The sequence below is a fragment of the Pseudomonas sp. FSL R10-1339 genome (assembly GCF_009600545.1).
GTDB classification, from domain to species: domain Bacteria; phylum Pseudomonadota; class Gammaproteobacteria; order Pseudomonadales; family Pseudomonadaceae; genus Aquipseudomonas; species Aquipseudomonas bubulae.
Genome location: NZ_WIVQ01000071.1, coordinates 1 through 23,547, shown reverse-complemented (window position 1 = coordinate 23,547; position 23,547 = coordinate 1). Strand labels below are relative to the sequence as shown.

Annotated in this window: 19 protein-coding genes and 2 pseudogenes; 14 read left to right on the top strand and 7 right to left on the bottom strand. The window is 59.0% G+C overall.

Features of this window, described 5'->3' with window-relative positions; all coding sequences use genetic code 11:
* Positions 1 to 474, bottom strand: a pseudogene (locus tag GHO03_RS17915) (signal recognition particle-docking protein FtsY); the annotation flags it as partial.
* 356 nt (positions 475 to 830) lie between these two features.
* Here GHO03_RS17915 and GHO03_RS17910 point away from each other — a divergent pair.
* The 7 genes from GHO03_RS17910 (at position 831) to GHO03_RS17880 (ending at position 9,205) form a co-directional block, all read left to right on the top strand.
* On the top strand, positions 831 to 2,183 hold the full coding sequence (locus GHO03_RS17910; protein ID WP_094999796.1) for a pitrilysin family protein: 1,353 nt from the start codon (positions 831 to 833) through the stop codon (positions 2,181 to 2,183).
* Positions 2,176 to 3,666 (top strand): pitrilysin family protein, encoded by a 1,491-nt coding sequence (locus tag GHO03_RS17905; protein WP_095017830.1) that lies wholly within the window; start codon positions 2,176 to 2,178, stop codon positions 3,664 to 3,666. The genes GHO03_RS17910 and GHO03_RS17905 overlap by 8 nt, the downstream gene beginning before the upstream one ends.
* Positions 3,666 to 4,262: a 16S rRNA (guanine(966)-N(2))-methyltransferase RsmD gene (gene rsmD, locus GHO03_RS17900; RefSeq protein WP_094999794.1), complete on the top strand. Its 597-nt coding sequence runs from the start codon at positions 3,666 to 3,668 to the stop codon at positions 4,260 to 4,262. The genes GHO03_RS17905 and rsmD overlap by 1 nt, the downstream gene beginning before the upstream one ends.
* A 194-nt stretch (positions 4,263 to 4,456) precedes the next feature.
* Positions 4,457 to 5,803 carry a pitrilysin family protein gene (locus GHO03_RS17895; RefSeq protein WP_095020483.1) on the top strand — a complete coding sequence of 449 codons (1,347 nt, stop codon included), beginning with the start codon at positions 4,457 to 4,459 and terminating at the stop codon, positions 5,801 to 5,803.
* Positions 5,796 to 7,250 (top strand): pitrilysin family protein, encoded by a 1,455-nt coding sequence (locus GHO03_RS17890; RefSeq protein WP_178110330.1) that lies wholly within the window; start codon positions 5,796 to 5,798, stop codon positions 7,248 to 7,250. The genes GHO03_RS17895 and GHO03_RS17890 overlap by 8 nt, the downstream gene beginning before the upstream one ends.
* Positions 7,251 to 7,325: 75 nt before the next feature.
* Positions 7,326 to 8,369: a hydrolase gene (locus GHO03_RS17885; RefSeq protein ID WP_094999791.1), complete on the top strand. Its 1,044-nt coding sequence runs from the start codon at positions 7,326 to 7,328 to the stop codon at positions 8,367 to 8,369.
* Positions 8,369 to 9,205, top strand: a complete 837-nt coding sequence (locus GHO03_RS17880; RefSeq protein WP_095020485.1) for an AraC family transcriptional regulator — start codon at positions 8,369 to 8,371, stop codon at positions 9,203 to 9,205. Before GHO03_RS17885 ends, GHO03_RS17880 begins: the two co-directional genes overlap by 1 nt.
* Positions 9,206 to 9,215: 10 nt before the next feature.
* Here the strand turns inward: GHO03_RS17880 and GHO03_RS17875 are convergent, their stop codons facing one another.
* Both GHO03_RS17875 and GHO03_RS17870 read right to left on the bottom strand, forming a co-directional pair.
* Positions 9,216 to 10,070 carry a sulfurtransferase gene (locus GHO03_RS17875; protein ID WP_095017833.1) on the bottom strand — a complete coding sequence of 285 codons (855 nt, stop codon included), beginning with the start codon at positions 10,068 to 10,070 and terminating at the stop codon, positions 9,216 to 9,218.
* Between the two features lie 30 nt (positions 10,071 to 10,100).
* A complete protein-coding gene (locus tag GHO03_RS17870; protein ID WP_094999788.1) occupies positions 10,101 to 10,769 on the bottom strand; it encodes a TetR/AcrR family transcriptional regulator in 669 nt (222 codons plus the stop codon).
* Between the two features lie 158 nt (positions 10,770 to 10,927).
* Here GHO03_RS17870 and GHO03_RS17865 point away from each other — a divergent pair, with 158 nt between their 5' ends.
* The 3 genes from GHO03_RS17865 (at position 10,928) to GHO03_RS17855 (ending at position 13,363) form a co-directional block, all read left to right on the top strand.
* The gene (locus GHO03_RS17865) at positions 10,928 to 12,358 is read left to right on the top strand and encodes a coniferyl aldehyde dehydrogenase (protein ID WP_094999787.1); all 1,431 of its coding nucleotides are present in this window, start codon (positions 10,928 to 10,930) and stop codon (positions 12,356 to 12,358) included.
* A gap of 171 nt (positions 12,359 to 12,529) precedes the next feature.
* A complete protein-coding gene (gene coaD / locus GHO03_RS17860) occupies positions 12,530 to 13,012 on the top strand; it encodes a pantetheine-phosphate adenylyltransferase (RefSeq protein WP_004419754.1) in 483 nt (160 codons plus the stop codon).
* A gap of 99 nt (positions 13,013 to 13,111) precedes the next feature.
* Positions 13,112 to 13,363 carry a YfhL family 4Fe-4S dicluster ferredoxin gene (locus GHO03_RS17855; RefSeq protein ID WP_016782613.1) on the top strand — a complete coding sequence of 84 codons (252 nt, stop codon included), beginning with the start codon at positions 13,112 to 13,114 and terminating at the stop codon, positions 13,361 to 13,363.
* A gap of 129 nt (positions 13,364 to 13,492) precedes the next feature.
* Here GHO03_RS17855 and mutM read toward each other — a convergent pair whose 3' ends face one another.
* On the bottom strand, positions 13,493 to 14,305 hold the full coding sequence (mutM, locus tag GHO03_RS17850; RefSeq protein ID WP_095017834.1) for a bifunctional DNA-formamidopyrimidine glycosylase/DNA-(apurinic or apyrimidinic site) lyase: 813 nt from the start codon (positions 14,303 to 14,305) through the stop codon (positions 13,493 to 13,495).
* Positions 14,306 to 14,455: 150 nt separating this feature from the next.
* Between mutM and GHO03_RS17845 the strand changes: the two genes are divergently transcribed.
* Positions 14,456 to 15,652: a class I SAM-dependent rRNA methyltransferase gene (locus GHO03_RS17845; protein WP_153400281.1), complete on the top strand. Its 1,197-nt coding sequence runs from the start codon at positions 14,456 to 14,458 to the stop codon at positions 15,650 to 15,652.
* Positions 15,653 to 15,819: 167 nt separating this feature from the next.
* Here GHO03_RS17845 and GHO03_RS17840 read toward each other — a convergent pair whose 3' ends face one another.
* Positions 15,820 to 17,511: a DUF4153 domain-containing protein gene (locus GHO03_RS17840; protein WP_153400280.1), complete on the bottom strand. Its 1,692-nt coding sequence runs from the start codon at positions 17,509 to 17,511 to the stop codon at positions 15,820 to 15,822.
* A 381-nt stretch (positions 17,512 to 17,892) separates the two neighbouring features.
* Between GHO03_RS17840 and ilvD the strand changes: the two genes are divergently transcribed.
* Positions 17,893 to 19,740 carry a dihydroxy-acid dehydratase gene (gene ilvD / locus GHO03_RS17835; RefSeq protein WP_094999784.1) on the top strand — a complete coding sequence of 616 codons (1,848 nt, stop codon included), beginning with the start codon at positions 17,893 to 17,895 and terminating at the stop codon, positions 19,738 to 19,740.
* 210 nt (positions 19,741 to 19,950) lie between these two features.
* On the opposite strand, the gene GHO03_RS17830 is transcribed toward ilvD, so the two are convergent.
* The gene (locus GHO03_RS17830; protein ID WP_153400279.1) at positions 19,951 to 21,006 is read right to left on the bottom strand and encodes a haloacid dehalogenase-like hydrolase; all 1,056 of its coding nucleotides are present in this window, start codon (positions 21,004 to 21,006) and stop codon (positions 19,951 to 19,953) included.
* A 219-nt stretch (positions 21,007 to 21,225) separates the two neighbouring features.
* Here GHO03_RS17830 and GHO03_RS17825 point away from each other — a divergent pair, with 219 nt between their 5' ends.
* Positions 21,226 to 22,617, top strand: a complete 1,392-nt coding sequence (locus GHO03_RS17825; RefSeq protein WP_153400278.1) for an L-cystine transporter — start codon at positions 21,226 to 21,228, stop codon at positions 22,615 to 22,617.
* Between the two features lie 121 nt (positions 22,618 to 22,738).
* Here the strand turns inward: GHO03_RS17825 and GHO03_RS17820 are convergent, their stop codons facing one another.
* The gene (locus GHO03_RS17820; protein WP_094999782.1) at positions 22,739 to 23,251 is read right to left on the bottom strand and encodes a dihydrofolate reductase; all 513 of its coding nucleotides are present in this window, start codon (positions 23,249 to 23,251) and stop codon (positions 22,739 to 22,741) included.
* 90 nt (positions 23,252 to 23,341) lie between these two features.
* On the opposite strand from GHO03_RS17820, the pseudogene GHO03_RS17815 reads away from it, so the two are divergent.
* Positions 23,342 to 23,547: pseudogene (locus tag GHO03_RS17815) on the top strand (DUF2868 domain-containing protein); the annotation flags it as partial.

Here is a 23,547-nt window from a genome sequence, read left to right as displayed (position 1 = left end):
GACCAACGGTGCTGGGGCAGCCACCACAGGCGCAGGTGCAGGTGCAGGTGCGACGACGGCAACTGGCTCTGGCTCTGGCTCTGGCTCTGGCTCTGGCTCTGGCTCTGGCTCAACAACAGTCTCGACCACCGCAAGCGCTTCAACAACAGGCTCGGGCTCGGGGATCGGCGGCACGATATGCGGTGCCTGCACATCCTCGACAAGCGCCACCGGTTCTTCGGCGACAGGCAAGTGCGGCCACGGTGCCGGCTCGGGGGCCAATTCAACCGCAGGCTCGGCGGCAACCACGACCACTTCGGGCGCGGCCTCGACCTCCACCGGAGTGGCCTCAACCAGCGTCTCAGGGATGATTTCGGGCGCAGGCGCGGGTTGTTCCACGACGGTTTCCTGCGGCTTTCTGCGCAGCCATCCGAACAGGCCTTTTTTCTCGCCAGCCGCAGCTGGGGTCTTCTTGTCGTCGTTGGAACCAAACATGGAGGACGGCTATCTCATCGTAGCGACGCGCCACTGTGGCGCCCCGGCAAATAATATTCGGTGTGAAACAGACTGTAATTTTGTCAGCTTGTTCGCACGCAACTGTATTCAGAGGGTAAAACACACCTCGTAAACTTCGTCTTAACTCGGGTCTGTCACGGAAAAGTCGGCAAAAATGCGAAATTTACCGGTATACATCCACACTTCCAAGCGGGCTCCTATACTGCCCGATCAAACGTCGTCTGATCGTCAAAGGCCTGATAGGCGTGGCCGCCAGTAAAACGGATCAGTATCCTAGCACCTCCTCACCCGCAGACGCTAAGGCCGAGCGGGTAGCCCAACAGGTTAAAAAACGAATGAATCTAGCCCGCCGCGCTGCTGGCCTGTTGCTCAGCACAGTTTTATTACCGCTTTCGGCCCTGGCGGCCGAACCGCAGCCCACCCACGAGTTCCGCCTGGACAACGGCCTCAAGGTCATCGTGCGCGAAGACCATCGCGCCCCGGTGGTGGTCTCCCAGGTCTGGTACAAAGTGGGTTCCAGCTACGAAACCCCTGGCAAGACCGGCCTGTCCCACGCGCTTGAGCACATGATGTTCAAGGGCAGCAACAAGGTCGGTCCCGGCGAAGCCTCGTTGATCCTGCGCGACCTTGGCGCCCAGGAAAACGCCTTCACCAGCGACGACTACACCGCCTACTACCAGGTACTGGCCCGTGACCGCCTGGGCGTGGCCTTTGAGCTTGAGGCCGACCGCATGGCCAGCCTTCGCTTGCCGCCCGAAGAATTCAAGCGCGAGATCGAAGTCATCAAGGAAGAGCGCCGCCTGCGCACCGACGACCAGCCCATGAGCAAAGCCTACGAGCTGTTCAGCGCCATGGCCTTCCCTTCCAGCGGCTACCACACCCCGACCATCGGCTGGATGGTCGACCTGGAGCGCATGAGCGTTGGCGAACTGCGCGCATGGTATGAAGAGTGGTATGCCCCCAACAACGCCACTTTGGTGGTGGTCGGTGACGTCACCCCGGATGAAGTCAAAGCCCTGGCCCAGCGTTACTTTGGCAAGGTGCAAAAACGCGAGATACCTGTCGCCAAAATCCCGCTGGAACTGCCGACCCCTGGCGAACGCCTGCTCAAGATCCACGTCCAGACCCAACTGCCAAGCTTGATGCTGGGCTTTAACGTGCCCAGCGTTGCCACGGCCAAGGACCCGATCACCGCCAATGCCCTGCGCCTGATTTCCGCGCTCCTGGACGGCGGCTACAGCGCACGCATGCCGACACAGCTGGAGCGGGGCGAAGAACTGGTCTCCGGTGCATCGTCCAGCTACAACGCCTTCACCCGTGGTGACAGCCTGTTCATGCTTTCGGCGATGCCCAACAGCCAGAAGAAAGTCACCATGGCCCAGGCCGAGGCAGGCTTGTGGCGCTTGCTCGATGACCTGAAAAAGACCCCGCCGACCACTGAAGAGCTTGAACGTGTGCGTGCCCAGGTAATTGCCGGACTGGTCTACGAGCGCGACTCGATCACCAGCCAGGCCACTTCGATCGGCCAGCTGGAAACCGTCGGCCTGTCGTGGAAGCTGATGGACTCCGAACTGGCCGACCTGCAAAAGGTCACCCCGGCCGATATCCAGCAGGCTGCCCGCACCTATTTCACTCGCGACCGTCTCAGCGTTGCCCATGTACTGCCCGAGGAGAAAACCCATGAGTGAGCGTAAAGGCCCCCGCTACGCCCTGCTTGGTCTGAGCGCCGCCATACTGGTGGGTGCACTCGGCTACTTTTTTACCAACCCGCAGCAATCGGTCGCCAGCCAGGCACTGGACCAGGCCAAGAGCGAGCACAAGCTCGAATCCCTGGCTGAGCTGGACGGCAAGGCGCCCAGCCACCGTGCGCTGAACGTGCAAACCTGGAAAACCGCCGAAGGCTCCAAAGTGCTGTTCGTCGAAGCACGGCAATTGCCGATGTTCGACCTGCGCCTGACCTTCGCCGCTGGCAGCAGCCAGGACGAAAACACCCCGGGCCTGGCCCTGCTGACCAACGCCATGCTCAACGAAGGTGTAGCGGGTAAAGATGTGGGCGCCATCGCCCAGGGCTTTGAAGGCCTGGGCGCGGACTTCGGCAATGGCGCATATCGCGACATGGCCGTGGCCTCGCTGCGCAGCCTGAGCGATGTAGATAAACGCACACCTGCGCTCAACCTGTTCGCCGAGGTGGTGGGCAAACCCACCTTCCCGGCCGACTCCCTGGCGCGGATCAAGAACCAGTTGCTCGCCAGCTTCGAGTTTCAGAAACAAAACCCCGGCAAACTGGCCAGCGACGAACTGTTCAAGCGCCTGTACGGTAACCACCCGTATGCTCATGCCAGTGATGGCAATGCCCAAAGCATCACCTCGATCACCATTGACCAGCTCAAGGCCTTCCACAACAAGGCCTACACCGCAGGCAACGCCGTGATTGCGATTGTTGGCGACCTGTCGCGTGCCGAAGCCGAAGCCATTGCAGCCCAGGTATCTGCCGCACTGCCCAAAGGCCCGGCAGTGGCCAAGACCGTGCAACCAAGCGAGCCCAAGGCTGGCCAAACCCATATCGAGTTCCCGTCCAAACAAACCCACCTGCTGCTGTCGCAGCTGGGCATTGACCGTGACGATCCCGACTATGCCGCACTGGCATTGGGCAACAGCATTCTGGGCGGTGGCGGTTTCGGTACGCGCCTGATGACCGAAGTGCGTGAAAAGCGCGGCCTGACCTACGGCGTGTACTCCGGCTTCAGCCCGATGCAGGCTCGCGGCCCGTTCATGATCAACCTGCAAACCCGCGCCGAACTGAGCGAAGGTACGCTCAAACTGGTGCAAGACATTTTGGCCGACTACCTGAAAAATGGTCCGACGCAAAAAGAACTCGACGATGCCAAGCGTGAACTGGCTGGCAGCTTCCCGCTGTCCACGGCCAGCAACGCCGCCATCGTCGGCCAACTTGGCGCAATGGGCTTTTATGATTTGCCCCTGGATTACCTGGAAACCTTCATGCAGAAGTCCCAGGACCTGACCACCGAACAGGTCAAGGACGCCATGAACAAGCACCTGAGCGCCGACAAAATGGTCGTAGTGACCGCCGGCCCGACCGTGCCGCAAAAACCACTGCCACCTCCTACCGACAAACCTTCAGAGCAACCTCTTGGGGTTCCGGAGCATTAATGGCAAAGCCAAAAAACACATCGCACTCAGGTGCTGGTCAGTTACGCATCATTGGCGGGGAATGGCGCAGCCGCAAGCTGGACTTCCCCCATGTAGAGGGCCTGCGCCCGACGCCAGATCGCGTGCGTGAAACCCTGTTCAACTGGTTGGCCCCCTATATCGGCGGCGCCAGGGTACTGGACGTTTTCGCCGGCAGCGGCGCACTGTTCCTTGAAGCCATGTCCCGCGGCGCAGCCAAGGGCGTGGCACTGGACAGCAACCGCGATGCGATCTCCAACATCCGCGAGAACATGGGCATTCTGCGCTGCACTGTCGGCGAAGTTCAGCAGACTGACGCCCTGCGTTATCTGGACACCACGCCAAGCACAACCTTTGACGTGGTATTCCTCGACCCGCCGTTCAACAAGGACCTGCTCAAACCTGCTTGTGATCTGCTCGAGCAACGCGGCTGGCTGGCTGAAGACGCCTGGGTTTACACCGAAAGCGAGTTGCGCCCGTCAGAGCTGGGCTTGCCTGCCAACTGGCGCCTGCACCGCGAGCAAAAAGCCGGCGGCGTGAACTACGCCCTGTGGCAACGCGAAGCCACTCAAGCCTGATGAACCTGTAGTCGCTGCCGCAGGCTGCGATCAAGCCCGGAGGGGTCGCTTTTTCAAAAGCGAAGGCCCTTCGGTCCTTATCGCAGCCTGCGGCAGCGGCTACAGATTTTTGCGGTACAAGGTATCTATGTACCGCCCGCCTCTCCCCTCTCAAGCCCAATCTGTTCTGACGATAAACAGTCAGGACACCCACCATGAAACACCCCCTTGCCGGGCTGGCTCTCGGCTTTATGTTGCAACCGCTGATGGCCCTGGCCAGCAGCCAACCCTCCACTCAACATTTCACCCTGGATAACGGCCTCAAGGTTATCGTTCACGAAGACCACCGTGCAGCCGTGGTTCACTCACAGCTCTGGTATCGGGTCGGCTCAAGCTATGAGCCCCCAGGCCAATCCGGGTTGTCCCACGCCCTTGAACACATGATTTTCAAAGGCAGCAGCAAACTTTGTCCGGCCGAGTCAGACCACATCTTTCAAAGCCTGGGCGCAACGGACAATGCGGCGACGCAAAATGACGCCACCATTTTCTTTCAAACCCTGCCCCCCCATGCCCTGGCAGTCGCACTTGAAGTGATGGCAGACCAGATGAGCACTGCACACCTGTCCGCTGCTCATTGGGCCGGTGAGCGCGAAGTCATCAAAAGCGAACGCAGCGAAAGCGTCGACAACGACCCCCATCAGCGCGCACTTGAACTGCCACGTCGCCTGGCATTCCTGACCAGCGCTTCCGGCAGCCCGGTCATCGGCTGGATGCACGACCTCGAACGCATGCACATCGATGAACTCAAGCACTGGTATAGAAGCTGGTATGCGCCCAATAACGCCACCCTGATCATCGTCGGCGATATCGACACCGAGCAGGTCAAGGCCCTGGCCACACGCTACTTCGGCCCGATTGCCTCACGCGAGCTACCTGTGATCAAGGCCCCGCTCGAACTGGCAGCTCCCGGTGAGCGCACCATGACTCAGTACATCGATCATCAAATCCCGAACCTGAGCATGACGTTCAACGTGCCAAGCCTGCACACCCAGACCGACCCACGTTCAGCTCCAGCACTGGAGCTGCTCAGCGAGTTGCTCGGTGGCGGCGACAGTTCAGAACTCAAAAGCAGATTGTGGCGCGGCGAGGAATTGCTGATCAGCGTCGGCTCACATTACAGCAGCATCAGCCGCGGTGATGAGCTGTTCAGCATCGACGCCACCCTCAACCTTAAAAAGATGAAACCGCTGAGCGAGGTTCAAGAACGGATTTGGGCCGTGATCGACTCAGTGAAAAAAACACCCCCCTCCGGCAGTGACCTTGAACGCGCCCGTACGCGGATCATTGCACGGCATGTTTTCAGCCGTGATGACCTGCAAAGCCTGGCTCTGTATCTCGGTGAACTGGACATTGCGGGCTTGTCGCCAGAGGACGACGAAAAGCGCATGCAGATATTGGCGAAAATCACCCCTGAAGATATCCAGCTCGCCGCTCAAACGTTCCTGACCCACGACCGCTTGACCCTCAGCTATGTACTGCCCAAGGAGGCGCGCCATGAATAAGCCTCACGCAATCGCAGCCAGCCGCGCCTTGCGCGTCGCTACGCTGCTGTTCACCCTTGCCTGTGTCTGCGTGCAAGCCCGAGCACAAGAACCACAAGCACGACTGCAATCGCTGCTTGAGTTGAGCACTGCCGTGCCTGCCACCCGCCTGCCGACAATCAAGGCCTGGAAACTGAGCCAAAACACCAAAGTCCTGTTTGTCGAAAGCCACACCTTGCCTATGATCGATGTGCAAATCACCTTTGCCGCGGGCAGCAATCAGGATGGCGATACACCCGGCCTGGCAGCGACTGTACTGAGCCTGTTTAACGAAGGCTCGACGCTCAAGGACGCCAACGCACTGGCCAAGGGGTTTGATAGCTTGGGCGTGTCACTGGGTAACGGTATCGATAAAGAGCGGAGTTTCTTCACCCTGCGCAGCTTGAGCGCCCCGCACATCCGCGAACCCGCCATGCAGTTGTTCACCGAGATGCTCGCCCAACCGGGGTTTACCGTCGAAGGCCAGCGACGGGTCAAAAACGAACTGTTCACCAAACTCAAAATAAACCACGAAGACCCACACGCTCTTGCCCGGATGCAGATCTACAACGAACTCTATCCGGGGCAACCTTACACCCGCTCCGACTACGGCTCGGTCGAGAGCCTGGAGCGCATAGATGAATCACACCTAAGGGCCTTTTACCGTCGCGCCTACACTGCTGCCAATGCACAGATCGTGATCGTCGGCGACCTGACCCTGCAACAGGCGCAGAGCCTCAGCCGCTCACTGGCCAATGCCTTGCCCGCCGGACCAGCACTCGCTGAAAGACACTCGGTGCCTGCCCCGCTGCCCCATGGCAAAACCCTGCATATCGAAGATGAAGCAACCCATACCGTACTGATGCTGGCACAGAATGCCTTGCCCAATCAGCACCCTGACGGGGTAGCGATCCGGGCCGGGCATATTATTTTCAGCCATATCCTCAACAGGCAGTTAAGGGAGGAGCGCAGCATCACCTATGGCGTGCTATCGCAAATTCCCCATGCGCAGGGACCAACCCCCTGGATCATCAGCCTCAATACCCCCTCGCGCTACAGCCAAAGCGCCCTGGTTCATATCAAAGCCCTGTTTGCCCAGTACCTGCAGGACGGACCCAGCGAAACCGAACTGGACGACATCAAGCAGTTCCTGCTGCGGGCGCTGCCACAGCTCACGGCCAGCAACCTGGATATGCGCAACGAACTGTCCATCATCAACCGCTTTAACCAGCCCCTGGCCTTCAACTACAAGATCCAACAGATTCAAGCCTTGACCAGAGAGCAAATCAAAGCGGCGATGAACCGTCACTTCACGGCTGACGGCTGGGTCGGCGTAACCGTCGGCCCCAGTGTTGCTCAACTGCCCCTGCCCAAGGTGATGGTGCCAGAAACGACGATGGCACAAAGTTGTATGCCTGCCATCAGATAACCCCGCACCCGCACGCAACACTTGGGTGTCGGGCCCTGATGTGGCAATTTAGACATCCGCCGTACCTGTTACTCGATGAGAACCTCCGTGCCTTTTCCAGCCAGTCATGCTTCACCCCTCAAGCCTTTTACTCCGGCTACGGGTCTGGGCAACCCCCATGTCCAGACGCTATGGGGGCCGTTGTGGCGTACCAAGCCTGCCATTGAACATCGACGTGAACGTATCTGGCTAAAGGATGGCGATTTTCTCGATCTGGACTGGCACGGCACACCCTCAGACCATGCGCCGGTGGTACTGGTGCTGCACGGCCTGACCGGCTCGTCGGGCTCTCACTATGTACTGGGGCTGCAAACCGCCCTCGCCGCACGCGGCTGGACCAGCGCCGCACTGAACTGGCGAGGGTGCTCCGGCGAACCCAATTTACTGGCCCGCAGTTATCACTCAGGGGCCAGCGAAGACCTGGCCGAGGCAGTGGCCCATTTACGTGCCGCACATCCGCTGACCCCCTTGTATGCCGTAGGCTATTCGCTGGGGGGCAATGTGCTGCTCAAGTATCTGGGCGAAAGCGGCAGCGACAGCGGGTTGCAAGGCGCTGTCGCGGTATCGGTGCCGTTCCGGCTTGACCAGTGTGCCGACCGGATCGGTATGGGATTTTCCAGGGTCTATCAAGCTCACTTCATGCGCGAGATGCTGGCTTACGTCAAAGACAAAAAACATCGATTCCAGCTCGATGCCCAACACGAAGGTCTGGCCAGCCTGACCAGGCTTGGCTCGGTCGAAGCCCTGAGCAAAATGCGCACCTTCTGGGAGTTCGATGACCGCGTAACGGCACCTCTTAACGGCTATCTGAATGTCGATGACTACTACCGTCGCGCCTCCAGCCGCTACTTCCTCGGCGCCATCCACACGCCGACGCTGATTATCCAGGCCATGGACGATCCGTTCGTGTTCAAGCACAGCATCCCCGACACCAGCGAGCTGTCAGCCTGCACGCAACTGGAGTTGCACACCAGGGGCGGGCATGTCGGATTTCTGGAGGGCTCCCCAAGAAAACCGGGCTATTACCTTGAACGAAGAATTCCGCAATGGCTGGCCGCACTGCGGCTTGAATCTGCGTAATGGACGTAGAACAGGGTGAGTCGATCCGTTTCTGGCAAACACCCCCCCTGACGGGTGTCGAACTGCTGACGGCACGTTATATCGAACATCGCTTTGTGCCCCATGTGCATGATGGTTTTGTGATCGGCATGATCCTCGAAGGCGCCCAGCGCTATCGCTATCGCGGCGCCGAGCATCTGGCTGCCACCGGTACGCTGGTGCTGATCAACCCGGACGAAGTCCATAATGGTCACAAAGGTCATGATGCGGGCTGGCGTTACCGGGCTTTTTACCCGGACAACGTGCAAATTCAGCAGTTGCTGGAAGAACTGGAACTGCCCGCCACCCACTTGCCGACCTTCAATGACACATTGCTGTACGACTGCGACCTGTTTCGCGGGTTATTCCAGCTACATCAATTGCTCGAAGGGCCGGAGACTGCGCTGCAGCAGCAAACCGCATGGCGCCAGATGATGCTTGCCCTGCTCAACCGCCATGCCCGCCTGCCACTGCCAGCCAAGCCCGGGGTCGAACACCGCGCTGTAAGCCGTGCCAAGGAAGTACTGCAAGCCCGGCTGGCAGAGCCACCATCACTGGAAGAACTCGCCGCCGCAGTCAATCTGTCGCCATTCCACTTTGCCCGCGTATTTCAGCGCGCCACCGGCATGCCACCGCACACTTGGTTGATGCAACAGCGTATCGCCCATGCCAGAGCCTTGCTGCAACAAGGCTGTTTGCCACTCCAGGTGGCGACGCAACTGGGCTTTGCCGACCAGAGCCACCTGAACCGGCAATTCAAGAAAGTCTATGGTGTTGGCCCCGGTGCATACCGGTTGGCCAGTGTCGGCACCCCTTAAGCCAACTGGCTCAATCGCCAGTAGCAATGCCCCGCGCAGGATCATTGATCCACTCGCTCCACGAACCCGCATAAAGCTTGCCTAGCGGATAACCCGCCAAGCCCAATGCAAAAAGGTTGTGACACGCCGTCACCCCGGAGCCGCAATAGGCAACCAGCTCCTCGGGAGAGCGGCCGGCAAGTTTTTCGGCAAAGCGCTGCTTGAGCTGCGCCGCAGGCAAAAAGCGCCCCGTAGGATCCAGGTTTTCGCTGAAGGCGGCACATTGCGCGCCCGGAATATGCCCGGCGATCGGGTCAATCGGCTCGACCTCACCTCGAAAACGCGGCTGGGCACGGGCATCGATCAAGGTCAGTCCCGGCTTGGTCAGGCGCTTTTGCAATTGTTCGGCGCTCAGCAGCATATGGCTGTCGGGTTTGCCTTCGAAAGTGCCACGCAAGGTCGGTGACGCATCCAGGCTCAGCGGGAAGCCCGCGGCATGCCAGGCCTTGAGACCACCATCAAGGATAAATACACCCTCGCGCTTGCCCAGCCAGGTCAGCAACCACCATGCCCGGGCCGCAAAAGCACCCGGGCCGTCGTCATACAACACCACATCGCTGTCGGCATTGATGCCCCAGGCCTGCAGACGCTCAACCAGAGTACGTGGATCGGGCAATGGATGACGACCGGTCACACCTTTGATTACAGGCCCGCTCAGGTCGCGTTCGAGGTCGGCAAATTGCGCGCCGGCAATATGCCCCTCGGCATAACTGCAACGGCCGTAGTCCGGGTCTTCGAGGGCAAAGCGGCAATCCAGGATAACCAGACCGGGCTGCGCCTGACGTTCATTCAGGGCATGAGGGCTGATCAGTTGCGCAACGGGCATAGTGAACTCCTGTGAGGGGGTGAAATGCAGTTATTGAACGTACAACGCGTGTTCCAGAGGGACGTAGTATTCCTTGATCAACTCATCGATGGCTTCACGTGCCTGGTCGGTAACAAAACCTGATTCCAGCACCAGCAGTTGGTACACACCGCGCTTGATGGCCTGCTCGCTGAGCTGGTCACTGTTTTCACGGGTGGCGCATAAAAAACCTACCCATGAGGTGAGAATAATCCATGCATTCAGGCTCAGGGATTCAATTTGCCGGGGGCTCATGCACAAGATTTCGGCCTCGACAAAGCCGGCGTATATGGCCTGGGCCTGTGTGAGGCAGTGCTGGGAAAAACGTCGATAGCGGATGGCCAGTTCCGTGTCGCTGTGCAATAAATGCTCGATATCTCGATACAAAAAACGGTAGCGCCACATGGCATCCAGCAGTTGCTGCAGGTAGTGGTGCTTGTCGGCAACGGTTGGCAAACGCCCTTGGGGTGGGTGCAAAAAGCTCAATACCAGCGCTTCGTACTCGCTGAACAAGACCGCGATAATCGCCTGCTTGTTGGGGAAGTGGTAGTACAGATTACCGGGCGAAATTTCCATATGGGCCGCAATGTGATTAGTGCTCACACTGCGTTCGCCCAACTGGTTGAAAAGCTCCAGGCTGCTGTTGGCGATGCGCTGACTGGTTTTTAGTCGTATGGCCATGGGCTTGCGCTTAAATTAAAAACGAAAGGCATCTTACGGCCTAACCTTGAATCGATAAACAACACGGGACAGGCCTTCAATTGACAGGTTAGAGCACAAGCTCTAAAAACATAGTGCTCTTCTACGATAAATACCGATAAAAACTGCCTGGAGCCATCATGCCTGTCGACAGCACTCACACTCACGACGCCCCGGTTCAACCGGACGCTCTCCAGTCCCTGCTCGACAAGCAGCGCCAGGCCTATGCCGCTCATCCATTCCCGCCACTTGCGCAGCGCCAGCAATGGCTCAAAAGCCTGCGCCAGCTGTTGAGCCGCGAGCGCGAGGTGCTGATCGATGCCATCAGCCAGGATTTCAGCCATCGCAGCCCGGACGAGACCCTGTTTGCCGAATTGATGCCGTGCTTGCACAGCATTGATTATGCCCTCAAACACCTTAAGCGCTGGATGAAACCTTCCTCACGCAGCGTAGGCATGATGTTCGCGCCCGCCAGTGCCAAAGTGATGTATCAGCCGCTGGGGGTTGTGGGAATTATTGTGCCGTGGAACTACCCGCTGTATCTGGCCATCGGCCCGTTGGTTGGCGCATTGGCTGCCGGCAACCGGGTCATGCTCAAGCTCAGCGAGTTCACCCCGGTCACCGGGCACTGGCTCAAGGATTTGCTGGGGCGGATCTTCCCCGAAGACATGGTTGCGGTGGTACTGGGCGAGGCAGATGTGGCGGTGGCGTTCTCCGGGCTGGCGTTCGATCACTTGCTGTTCACCGGTTCCACCCATGTGGGCAAACGGGTGATGCGTGCGGCTTCTGAAAACCTGACCCCCGTAACACTGGAGCTGGGTGGTAAATCTCCCGCTATCGTGTCGGCCGATGTACCGCTCAAAGACGCTGCCCAGCGCATCGCCTGGGGCAAAACACTCAACGCCGGGCAAACCTGTATCGCTCCGGATTATGTGCTGGTACCCCAGGATCGGGTAGACGGCTTCGTCGATGCCTACCGCCAGGCCGTTCACAGCTTTTATCCGACCCTCATCGATAACCCGGACTACACCGCAATTATCAATGACCGGCAGCTGGCGCGCCTTGAACGGCTGCAAACCGACGCCACCCTCAAGGGCGCACGGTTGATCCCGCTGTATGAACAGGGCCAGGGGCGGCGCATGCCCCATACGCTGGTGCTGGATGTAAACGACGAGATGCACGTCATGCAGGACGAAATCTTCGGCCCTCTACTACCCGTTGTGCCCTACTCCAATCTGGATCAGGCAATGGCCTACATCAACCGTAGACCCCGCCCTCTGGCACTGTATTACTTCGGCTACAACAAAGCCGAGCAACAGAGGGTTATCCACACCACTCACTCGGGCGGGGTCAGCATCAACGAAACGTTGTTGCATGTGGCTATCGACGACCTGCCTTTTGGCGGCGTCGGGCATTCAGGCATGGGGCATTACCACGGCCACGAAGGTTTCCTGACCTTCAGCAAAGCCAAGGGCGTGCTGTGCAAACAGCGCCTGAACAGCTCGCCGATGATCTATCCGCCTTATGACCGGCAACTGGTACGCATGATCCAGAAGCTGTTTATCCGCTAACGGGCTTTATCGAAAAACCAGCGAGCCTACTGGGCCAACGCCTGAAAAAATCATGAAAAAGCAGTAAATTCGTCGCGTCTATAGTGCTTTCTTCTGCGAATGGCGACTTGGCCGACCGGGAATGCTGCGATACCATCCGACTCCCCAACGGATTCCCGCCAGGACGACGCGATGAACCGAGTGTTGTACCCAGGTACATTCGACCCTATTACCAAGGGCCATGGCGATCTGGTCGAACGCGCTTCGCGCCTGTTTGACCACGTGATCATTGCTGTCGCTGCCAGCACCAAGAAAAACCCGCTATTCCCTCTGGAACAGCGGGTGGAGCTGGCTCGTGAAGTCACCAAACACCTGCCCAATGTTGAGGTGGTCGGTTTCTCGACGCTGCTCGCGCACTTTGCCAAAGAACAGAATGCCAATGTGTTCCTGCGTGGCCTGCGTGCCGTGTCGGACTTCGAATACGAGTTCCAGCTGGCGAACATGAATCGCCAACTGGCCCCCGATGTCGAGAGCCTGTTCCTCACGCCGTCAGAACGTTATTCGTTTATATCCTCGACGTTGGTGCGCGAAATCGCAGCATTAGGCGGTGATATCAACAAATTCGTACACCCGGCCGTGGCTGATGCCCTGACCGAGCGTTTTCGCAAGAAATAACCACTGAAGCGGCGTCCGCGTGCACTGCGGGCGCCAATGCGGCACAATTGCCGCATTCGATTTCAGTTGCCCGGGCCGAGCGCCCCGGCCGGAGTACCCATGTCCCTGATCATCACCGACGATTGCATTAACTGCGACGTCTGCGAACCCGAGTGTCCGAACGCCGCCATTTCCCAGGGTGAAGAGATCTACGTGATCGACCCCAACCTGTGCACCCAGTGCGTTGGCCATTACGATGAGCCGCAATGCCAGCAGGTGTGCCCGGTTGACTGCATCCCGCTGGATGAAGCCCACCCGGAAACCGAAGAACAGCTGATGGAAAAGTACCGGGCAATTACCGGGAAGGCCTGATTCATCGTCTATGCGATGTATGTGGGAGCGGGCTGCTCGCGATAGATTCACTGCGATCGACCCGTTCGACCGAGGTGGTTGCATCGCGAGCAAGCCCGCTCCCACAAGAGTTCAGCGCAGGACTGGTGGCTACGTCTGGCAACGCGGGCAAAACACGCTCGCACGCTGGCCCAGTTTGACGTCACGCAGTTCCGTGCCGCAAATCTTGCACGGTTCATAACCACGCCCGTATACAAACAGCTCCTGCTGAAAATAACCGGGCTGGCCATCGCCACCAATAAAGTCGCGCAATGTGGTGCCGCCCCGCTCGATAGCGGCCGCCAGAATCCGCTTGATCTCAATCGCCAGCTTCAAATAGCGTGCCCGGGAAATACTCCCGGCAGCGCGACGCGGGTCAATACCTGCGGCAAACAGCGCTTCGGTCGCATAAATATTGCCGACCCCCACCACCACCGCGTTGTCCATGATGAAGGGTTTGACCGCCATCGAACGCTTGCGCGACAGCTGAAACAGCCGCTCACCATCAAACAGGTCGGTCAGCGGCTCCGGCCCCAGGCGCACCAGCAGCTCATGGTTCAGCGGGTCAAGGCTCCAGAGCATCGCCCCGAACCGGCGCGGGTCGGTATAACGCAGGGCCAGCCCGGATTCCAGCTCGATATCCACATGCTCATGCTTGGCCGCAGGTAACCCGGCCTCCACCAGCCGCAGGTTGCCCGACATGCCCAAGTGGCTGATCAGTGTCCCAACCTCGGCATTGATCAGCAAATACTTGGCCCGGCGCTCGACCAGCACAATACGCTGCCCCGACAACCGCACATCGAGATCCTCAGGGATCGGCCAGCGCAAACGACGCTCGCGCACAATCACCCGACTGACCCGCTGCCCTTCAAGGTGCGGGGCTATGCCGCGGCGGGTGGTTTCGACTTCAGGTAATTCAGGCATGGGGGCTCCGCACTCTGGAATAGCTGGCGATTCTAGCGGAAATTTCAGCGCCACTGAGCCCGTGATCCGACGCAATGCGGTGAATCAGCCAAGCCTCAGGGTTGCGTCTAAGGCTATAATCGCGCCCTTTTCAATACCCGGAGCGACGTCATGTCCCTGCCAAGCCTGCGCCTTAAAGCCAATGCCGATCGACGCCTGCGCGCCGGCCACCTGTGGGTCTACAGCAACGAAATCGATGTAGCTGCCACACCACTGAACGGTTTTATGGCCGGCGACCAAGCGGTACTCGAAACCGCCGGCGGCAAGCCGCTGGGCATCGTTGCCATGAGCCCCAACAACCTGATCTGTGCACGCCTGCTGTCGCGCGACATCAAGCTGCCACTGGACAAGTCGCTGCTGGTACACCGCCTGAACGTGGCCCTGTCCCTGCGTGAGCGTCTGTTCGACAAGCCTTACTACCGCCTGGTCTACGGCGACTCCGATTTGTTGCCGGGCCTGGTGGTTGACCGTTTCGGCGACATTCTGGTGGTTCAACTGGCCTCGGCCACAATGGAACACCACAAAGAAGACGTGATCGCAGCCCTGGTGCAAGTCATCAAGCCAAGCGGCATCCTGTTCAAGAATGACTCGGCTGCCCGTGATGCCGAAGGCCTTGAACGCTACGTTGAAACCGTCTTCGGCCTGGTACCGGAGTGGGTTGCCCTGGAAGAAAACGGCGTGAAGTTCGAAGCACCGGTGATCGCCGGGCAAAAAACCGGCTGGTTCTATGACCACCGCATGAACCGTGCGCGTCTGGCCCCGTACGTCAAAGGTAAACGCGTACTGGATCTGTACAGCTACATCGGCGGCTGGGGTATTCAAGCCGGTGCGTTTGGCGCCAGCGAAGTGTTCTGCGTTGACGCCTCGTCCTTCGCCCTTGACGGCGTTGAGCGCAACGCTGCGCTGAACGGCTTTGCCGAGAAAGTCACCTGCATGGAAGGCGACGTGTTTGAAGCTCTCAAGGAGCTTAAAGCCAACGAAGAGCGTTTCGACGTGATCGTGGCCGACCCACCGGCGTTCATCAAACGCAAAAAAGACCTGAAAAATGGCGAAGGCGCTTACCGCCGCCTGAACGAGCAAGCCATGCGCCTGCTCAACAAGGACGGCATTCTGGTCAGCGCATCGTGCTCGATGCACCTGCCCGAAGACGACCTGCAAAACATCCTGCTGACCAGCGCCCGCCATCTGGACCGCAACATGCAGCTGCTGGAGCGCGGCGGCCAGGGCCCGGACCACCCGGTGCACCCGGCCATCCCGGAAACACGCTACATCAAGAGCATCACCTGCCGTTTGCTGCCTAACAGCTAAGACGCACATCACCTCGTAGTAGCTGCCGAAGGAACGAGGCTGCGTTCGATTGCGAAGCAATCGTAAAACCTGAACTCCCGGTCTGTTAGTTAAACCGCGGGCTCAGGTTTTACGACGGCTGCGCCGCCGAACGCAGCCTTCGTTCCTCGGCAGCTGCTACGGGGGGCTCAAGGCTTGCGAAGTTTCTCCAGCTTCGGCGTCAGCTCAACCTCGCCAATCTGCAACGATTGATAAGTCGGCTTCACCACCTTCACATTGCCCTGGCGGATCTTCTCGATCAGCTCCAGCGCACTCTCATCCCCCAGGTAAGTCCCGGCTCGCCGCCATTTGCCCTGAGCATCACGCTTGAAGAAGTGCAACGGTTCGGACCACTTGTTCTTGGGTAATTGCAGGACCTCCGGCTGCCCGTCCTGATCCAGATCCACGGCCCACAGGGCGCAACCTGGCGCCAGGCACAACTGCCCGTCAAACCCCTTGTCCTCAAACTGCTCACTGCCCTCGACCTTGGGCCCGATCCATTCCAGCAACCGCTCCGACCCTCTGGGGCCATTGCCCGAACCTGCTTCCTTGAGGCGTTTCAGCAAGACTTGCCGCTGCGGCCCGGTCAGTACCAGCCCTTGCTCGACTTGCACCAACAACGCGTCATACGCCTGCTTGCCCTGAGGCCCCAGACGATTGCGCAAGGTATCTGCATCAAAGGTATCCACCGCAGTCTTGCCGCTGAGCAAGCGCTGCACCTGATTGTTCGCACTCAACTTGAGCGGGCTGAACCACGGCGTATGCAACCCCAGCAGCACCACCACGCACAGCAGCGCAATTAGCGGATTGCTGGCGCGCAAGCTGCCCAGCCAGACGGCCCTTGAAGCAAACACGGCCCAAACCGCCGCCAGGCTGTGAACAAAAATAACCAGCACCAGCACGATGGCGAGGATCCGTGACGGGGTCAGGCCGTACTGCTCGATACGCAGCCAGGTCGAATACCCTGCCAACACCACCAGCACCGGTAAACACAGCAGGCACAGGTCGATCACCCGCACCAGCCAGACCGGGTACCCGCTGCCCTGGGTGCCATCCTGAAACACGCCATTGAGCAAAAACAAACTGACCGCCACCAGCCACAGCATGATCGGCGTCGAATAACCGGTATCCCAGATCGGCTCCAGCCCGGTAAAGGGCAAAGCGAAGGTGAACACAATGACAATCAACGCACTCAACGGCAGCAAAAAGCGGCATAGCGCCAGCAGAATCCCGCGCAGCAGCCCGATCACCCGGTCCTTTTCACACCCCATATGAACGCCCAGGGCAAACACCATCGCCGAACTGACATACATAAACCCGTCAGTTGAGAACAGCTTGTTGAGCGCCACGATGCCGAGCATCTTGAACAGCCCGCCCCACAACAGCAGCAATGCCCAGAACACGCCATTCAACAGCAACCCCAGAAGCACGATAAACACCGTGTCCCAAGCATGGCGAAACAGGTCCTGGTAGCGTGGGTAGCGCCCTTCACGGGTCGGCCAGCTCAGAATAAAAACCGTACACACATAGGTAACGACTACGGCAAAGAAGGTCCAGCTGCCCACCAGCCAGCTGCCTGAGCGCCAATACTCATCGCCGTCCCAAAATATCCAGGCACTGATTGACGTCATGACTGCCGTGAGTCCGAGCACCCGCCATACCGTGCCACGCTGGCGGATATTCTCATCCAGCAGCAACAGGTTGATGCCACCCACCAGCACTGCCGTCATCAGGCCATAACGGATTCCCGGCTCGCCTATGGCGGTGCTCAGCCACAGCAACAGCCCTTGCACCAGGCCGATGACCAGATACGTTTTGACAGATCGCTCAAGCGTCAGCATTTGGAACCCTCACTACAAAACCAATCGCACACTATTACTTGATTGCCGTTAAATGGTCGTGCCACTTATTAAAAATAGTTCTTTCCCACACAAAAGCAGGCCCGGCCTTACTAGAGCTGATTGCCTCATGCAGTATCCCAAGTCGCTCATTTGTACCCTGGCGCAACCCTCGGGCCCATTCCCTCCCGCCGCCAGCCGTGTAGAATCGACGCATTCATCGCCAATCATCCCCGGCGGGTTTATGAGCTCAAGCCCAGACGCGCGGCGATCCCGCAGCGTTTACGGCAACTCGCGGATACGTGGTCATTTTCTGTGTGATCCGCCTGTCATTAGAAGCTCACTTCCCTGTTTGTTACCTGATTAGCCGCCCGGAGTTGCTCCATGCCTGACTATCGTTCGAAAACCTCCACCCATGGCCGCAACATGGCCGGTGCCCGCGCTTTGTGGCGCGCCACGGGGATGAAAGATGCCGACTTTAAAAAGCCGATCATCGCCATTGCCAACTCCTTCACCCAGTTCGTACCCGGCCACGTCCACCTCAAGGACATGGGCCAGCTGGTAGCCCGCGAGATCGAGCGCGCAGGCGGCGTTGCCAAAGAATTCAACACCATTGCCGTCGACGACGGCATCGCCATGGGCCATGACGGCATGCTGTACTCGCTGCCTAGCCGCGAGATCATCGCCGACTCCGTGGAATACATGGTCAACGCCCACTGCGCCGACGCCATTGTGTGCATCTCCAACTGCGACAAGATCACCCCTGGCATGCTGATGGCCTCCTTGCGCCTCAACATCCCGGTGATTTTCGTTTCCGGCGGGCCGATGGAAGCAGGCAAGACCAAGCTCGCCAGCCACGGTCTGGATCTGGTAGACGCCATGGTGATCGCCGCCGACTCCAGCGCTTCTGACGAGAAAGTTGCCGAGTACGAGCGCAGCGCTTGCCCGACGTGCGGTTCGTGCTCCGGCATGTTCACTGCCAACTCTATGAACTGCCTGACCGAAGCCCTGGGTCTGGCCTTGCCGGGCAACGGCTCGGCACTGGCTACCCACAGCGACCGCGAACAATTGTTCCTGCAAGCCGGACGCACCATCGTTGATCTGTGCCGCCAGTACTACGTCGAGAACGACGAGTCGGTATTGCCGCGCAATATCGCCAACTTCAAGGCGTTCGAAAACGCCATGACGCTGGACATCGCCATGGGCGGTTCGACCAACACCATCCTGCACTTGCTGGCTGCGGCCCAAGAAGCCGAAATCGACTTCGACCTTAAAGACATCGACCGCCTGTCACGTCATGTGCCGCAGCTGTGCAAAGTGGCGCCGAACATTCAGAAGTACCATATGGAAGACGTTCACCGCGCCGGTGGTATTTTTTCCATCCTTGGCTCGTTGGCCCGCGGCGGCCTGCTGCACACCGATTTGCCGACCGTACACAGCAAGACCATGGCCGAAGGCATCGCCAAATGGGACATCACCCAGACTGACGACGAAGCCGTGCACACGTTCTTCCGTGCAGGCCCGGCCGGTATCCCGACGCAAACCGCGTTCAGCCAGTCGACCCGCTGGGACACCCTCGACGACGACCGTGAAAACGGCTGCATCCGCAGTGTCGAGCACGCCTACTCGCAAGAAGGCGGCCTGGCCGTGCTGTACGGCAACATCGCTCTGGATGGTTGCGTGGTTAAAACCGCGGGCGTCGACGAGTCGATCCACGTGTTCGAAGGCAACGCCAAGATCTTCGAAAGCCAGGACAGCGCCGTGCGCGGCATTCTGGCGGACGAAGTACAGGCCGGCGACATCGTGATCATCCGTTACGAAGGCCCTAAAGGCGGCCCGGGCATGCAAGAGATGCTCTACCCGACGTCGTACCTGAAATCCAAAGGCCTGGGCAAAGCCTGTGCGCTGCTCACCGACGGTCGTTTCTCGGGCGGTACTTCGGGCCTGTCCATCGGTCATGCTTCACCGGAAGCAGCCGCTGGTGGCGCGATTGGCCTGGTGCAGGACGGCGACAAAGTGCTGATCGACATCCCGAACCGTTCGATCAACCTGTTGATCAGCGACGAAGAGATGGCAGCCCGTCGTGCCGAGCAAGACAAGAAAGGCTGGAAGCCGGTGGAAGTGCGTCCGCGCAAAGTCACCACGGCCCTCAAGGCCTATGCGTTGCTGGCCACCAGCGCCGACAAGGGCGCGGTGCGTGATAAAGCGCTGTTGGACAAATTGGTGCCATAAGCCAATACGTTGAACAAAAATCCCGGCCATGTGCCGGGATTTTTGGTTCATACACCAACTCTGTAGCAGTTGCCGTAGGAACGAGGCTGCGTTCGGCGGCAAAGCCGTCGTGAAATCAGACACTTCGGTACATCAGAAATATTGAAGACTCAGGTTTACGACGACTACGTCGCCGAACGCAGCCTTCGTCCCTCGGCAGCTGCTACGTCACTACTGGATCTGATCCGGCTTGACGATTACCCAGTTTTTATCCGCCGTTACCGGCAACCCCTCTTTGGCTTGCGCCGCCGCATTCTTGGCCATCATGCCTTCCAGTTGCGCCATGTATTTGTCTTTGCGGTTGATCCACAAGTGCACCCCGCCCTTGGCCACGTCCACGCCGTGAAATAGCATATAGCCATCACTGGACGGCGTATCGCCGCCCACCAGCACCGGCTTTTTCCACTGGTCGATATAGGTCAGGATCGCCGCCTGCTTGCCCGCCATCCATGTCGCCGGAGTCCACAGATAAGGGGTCAACTCCAGCCCCAGGTTGGCTTTCTCGTTGTATGTACCGGCGCTGATCTGTTTGCGGGCAGTGGTCAGCTCACCAGTTTTGCGGTCCTTGAGCAGCGTACTCACGCCAATCACGTTTTGCGGTTTGACGTTGTAACCGTACTTGGGATCGGCCGCGACCATGCGCACCAGCTCTTCCGAAGCCGCGGTCATGACATAGACCTCAATGCCGTTTTCCATCAGTTTGTTGAACAGTTCGACCTGTCCGGTAAACACCTTGGGCGGCTGAACCTCGGAGGTCTTGACCACATCCCCCTCGAAGTAAGTCACTGGCACCGGTTTGCCCGAGGCCATCAGCTCATCCACGTAACCCTTGAGCTGTTGCAGGGTAAAGCCGGAAAACACCTGGGCCACCCACGGGTAACACACCATGTCGTCCACTTCGCACAAGCGATAGTAGTAACTGAACAGGCTTTCTTTATGTTCGGCAGTGTCTTTGAACGGGATCAGTTTGAGCGACGGGTCGAGACTGTCACGGGTGATCAGGCCCTTGTTTTCCATAAACGGCAGCAGCGCTTCTTCCAGATCGTTGCGGTAGCTGGTGTTATCCATGTCAAAGACCGCGAAATTACCCTTGTTCGCGTTGGCCGCAATCATGGCGTCCAGTTGCCTGGCCTGATCGGCGGGCCAGTATTTGAGTTCTGTGGCCAACACCTGGCCCGCAAGCCCCATACACAGAGTTAACGCTGTCAGCTTGGCGGTCAGGTTCATCAGCTATGCTCCTAGTCAAAAGCACAGACGCTAACAAACCTGTATGACAGTTTTTGGCTTGGGCACGACTATCATCGTCCTGTCTGCGCCACCTGCTTATTCCAAAAACCTTGGTTGTCATTCCACATCGGTATATTTGTAGATATATCAACCTGTTACGATTTCCGGTTCGCAATAGTTACATCCAAGACTGGTACAAGTCGTCCCCTCGGAGCTTTCATGAATTTCCCGCTGATCCTCAATCTGCTGGTGTTCCTCGCGTTGCTGTTCGGCTTGTCGCTGACCCGCCACACTGCGTGGAGCCTGGCGGAAAAAGTCTTGCTGGCACTGGTTATAGGCGTGGTCTTCGGCCTGTGCCTGCACCTGACCTACGGTACAGACAGCCCGACACTGAAAGCCTCCATTGGCTGGTTCGACCTGGTCGGCAGTGGCTACGTGCAATTGCTGCAAATGATCGTGATACCGCTGGTATTCGCCTCGATCCTCAGCGCCGTAGCCCGTCTGCATAACGCTTCGTCCCTCGGCAAGATCAGCTTCCTGACCATCGGCACATTGCTGTTTACCACCATGATCGCGGCACTGATCGGTATCGGCCTGACCAACCTGTTCGGCCTCACCGCCGATGGCCTGGTGGCCGGTGCTGCAGAAATGAGCCGCCTGCAAGTGATCCAGAGCGACTACGCGGGCAAGGTGTCGGACCTGAACGTGCCACAACTGCTGCTGTCGTTTATCCCGCAAAACCCGTTTGCCGACCTGGCCCGTGCCAAGCCGACCTCGATCATCAGCGTGGTGATTTTCGCGGCATTCCTGGGCATCGCCGCGTTGCAGCTGTTCAAGGACGAGCCGGAAAAAGGCGGCAAGATCCTCAGCGCCATCGATACCCTGCAAGCCTGGGTGATGCGCCTGGTGCGCCTGGTGATGAAACTGACCCCCTACGGCGTACTGGCCTTGATGACCAAAGTGGTCGCCATGTCCAACGTGCAGGACATCATCAAACTCGGCAGCTTTGTGGTGGTGTCCTACATCGCCCTGGCGCTGATGTTTGTGATTCACGGCGTGATCGTGTCGTTTTCCGGGGTTAACCCGCTGCGCTTCTTCCGCAAGGTATGGCCGGTTCTGACCTTTGCTTTCACCAGCCGTTCGAGCGCGGCCAGCATCCCGTTGAGCATCGAAGCGCAAACCCGACGCCTGGGCATTCCGTCTTCGATCGCCAGCTTTGCCGCTTCGTTTGGCGCGACCATTGGCCAGAACGGCTGTGCCGGTCTGTACCCGGCCATGCTGGCGGTGATGGTTGCCCCGACCGTGGGCATCAACCCGCTGGACCCTGTGTGGATCGCATCGCTGGTGGCCATCGTGACCTTGAGTTCGGTAGGCGTGGCCGGTGTGGGCGGTGGTGCAACCTTCGCTGCACTGATCGTGTTGCCGGCCATGGGATTGCCGGTGTCGCTGGTGGCATTGCTGATTTCGGTCGAGCCCCTGATCGACATGGGCCGTACGGCACTGAACGTCAGCGGTTCGATGGTGGCAGGCACCGTCACCAGCCAGATCCTGCACCAGACCGACAAGGCCATCCTGGCTGAAGACGATCATGGTGATCTGGCGCACGCCTAAAAGCTTGCCCTAACCCTCTCCCGGAGGGAGAGGGGATTAAAGGCAAAAGCAGATTTGCGTAACACCACAGATCAGCCCCCTCTCCCTCCGGGAGAGGGTTGGGGTGAGGGGCTTTTTGTAACTAAGCCCTTTCCCACACCTCAAAACTGAACGCCGGCTTGCCCTCTGCAGCCTCGTGCAATTCCTCTGATACCCGTTTCCACTGCGCCTGATCGAACTCAGGGAACCACGCATCGCCTTCCGGGCTCAGGCCCACTCGCGTCAGGTACAACCGGTCGGCATCCACCAATCCCTGGGTGTACAACTGCGCGCCGCCAATCAGCATCACTTCACTGACGCCTTGCTCGATTGCCCACGCCTCGGCACGCTCCACAGCCGCCTCAAGGGATGCAAATACCTCGGCACCTTCAAGCTGCAAGCCGGTCTGACGACTGACCACCAGATTAAGCCGGCCCGGCAACGGGCGGCCCAGCGAATCCCAGGTCTTGCGACCCATGATGATCGGCTTGCCCAGGGTGGTGGCCTTGAAATATTTGAAATCCGCTGGCAAATGCCACGGCATGCTGTTGTCGACGCCAATCACGCGGTTTTCAGCGAGTGCCGCGATCAGGCTAAGGGGGAGTGTTTTTTTCATGGCGCCGAGGATACCAGAGCCACCTGCGCCGACAGTACCCCGCCTGACTAACAGCGGTTATGCTCATGGCTCACTTGAATGGACTGGCCTGTGAATCAACTTTCCCCATTACAACGCCTCTGGCTGACCGAGACCGTGCGTCTGCGCGAAGAACACGCCGGCCCGCTGGACGATCTTGAAGCCAATCGGCGCGCCCTCACCAGCGCCGGCGACCTGCCCACACGCCTGCAAAAACGCGCCCTCTGGCTGGCGGAACGGGATGGCTTGCTCGCCGCCATGCAGCACTGGCTGCAAGG

Coding starts and splice junctions, on each gene's coding strand:
- GHO03_RS17910 (WP_094999796.1), top strand. CDS start 831: ATGAATCTAGCCCGCCGCGCTGCTGGCCTGTTGCTCAGCACAGTTTTA.
- GHO03_RS17905 (WP_095017830.1), top strand. CDS start 2,176: ATGAGTGAGCGTAAAGGCCCCCGCTACGCCCTGCTTGGTCTGAGCGCC.
- rsmD (WP_094999794.1), top strand. CDS start 3,666: ATGGCAAAGCCAAAAAACACATCGCACTCAGGTGCTGGTCAGTTACGC.
- GHO03_RS17895 (WP_095020483.1), top strand. CDS start 4,457: ATGAAACACCCCCTTGCCGGGCTGGCTCTCGGCTTTATGTTGCAACCG.
- GHO03_RS17890 (WP_178110330.1), top strand. CDS start 5,796: ATGAATAAGCCTCACGCAATCGCAGCCAGCCGCGCCTTGCGCGTCGCT.
- GHO03_RS17885 (WP_094999791.1), top strand. CDS start 7,326: ATGAGAACCTCCGTGCCTTTTCCAGCCAGTCATGCTTCACCCCTCAAG.
- GHO03_RS17880 (WP_095020485.1), top strand. CDS start 8,369: ATGGACGTAGAACAGGGTGAGTCGATCCGTTTCTGGCAAACACCCCCC.
- GHO03_RS17875 (WP_095017833.1), bottom strand. CDS start 10,070: ATGCCCGTTGCGCAACTGATCAGCCCTCATGCCCTGAATGAACGTCAG.
- GHO03_RS17870 (WP_094999788.1), bottom strand. CDS start 10,769: ATGGCCATACGACTAAAAACCAGTCAGCGCATCGCCAACAGCAGCCTG.
- GHO03_RS17865 (WP_094999787.1), top strand. CDS start 10,928: ATGCCTGTCGACAGCACTCACACTCACGACGCCCCGGTTCAACCGGAC.
- coaD (WP_004419754.1), top strand. CDS start 12,530: ATGAACCGAGTGTTGTACCCAGGTACATTCGACCCTATTACCAAGGGC.
- GHO03_RS17855 (WP_016782613.1), top strand. CDS start 13,112: ATGTCCCTGATCATCACCGACGATTGCATTAACTGCGACGTCTGCGAA.
- mutM (WP_095017834.1), bottom strand. CDS start 14,305: ATGCCTGAATTACCTGAAGTCGAAACCACCCGCCGCGGCATAGCCCCG.
- GHO03_RS17845 (WP_153400281.1), top strand. CDS start 14,456: ATGTCCCTGCCAAGCCTGCGCCTTAAAGCCAATGCCGATCGACGCCTG.
- GHO03_RS17840 (WP_153400280.1), bottom strand. CDS start 17,511: ATGCTGACGCTTGAGCGATCTGTCAAAACGTATCTGGTCATCGGCCTG.
- ilvD (WP_094999784.1), top strand. CDS start 17,893: ATGCCTGACTATCGTTCGAAAACCTCCACCCATGGCCGCAACATGGCC.
- GHO03_RS17830 (WP_153400279.1), bottom strand. CDS start 21,006: ATGAACCTGACCGCCAAGCTGACAGCGTTAACTCTGTGTATGGGGCTT.
- GHO03_RS17825 (WP_153400278.1), top strand. CDS start 21,226: ATGAATTTCCCGCTGATCCTCAATCTGCTGGTGTTCCTCGCGTTGCTG.
- GHO03_RS17820 (WP_094999782.1), bottom strand. CDS start 23,251: ATGAAAAAAACACTCCCCCTTAGCCTGATCGCGGCACTCGCTGAAAAC.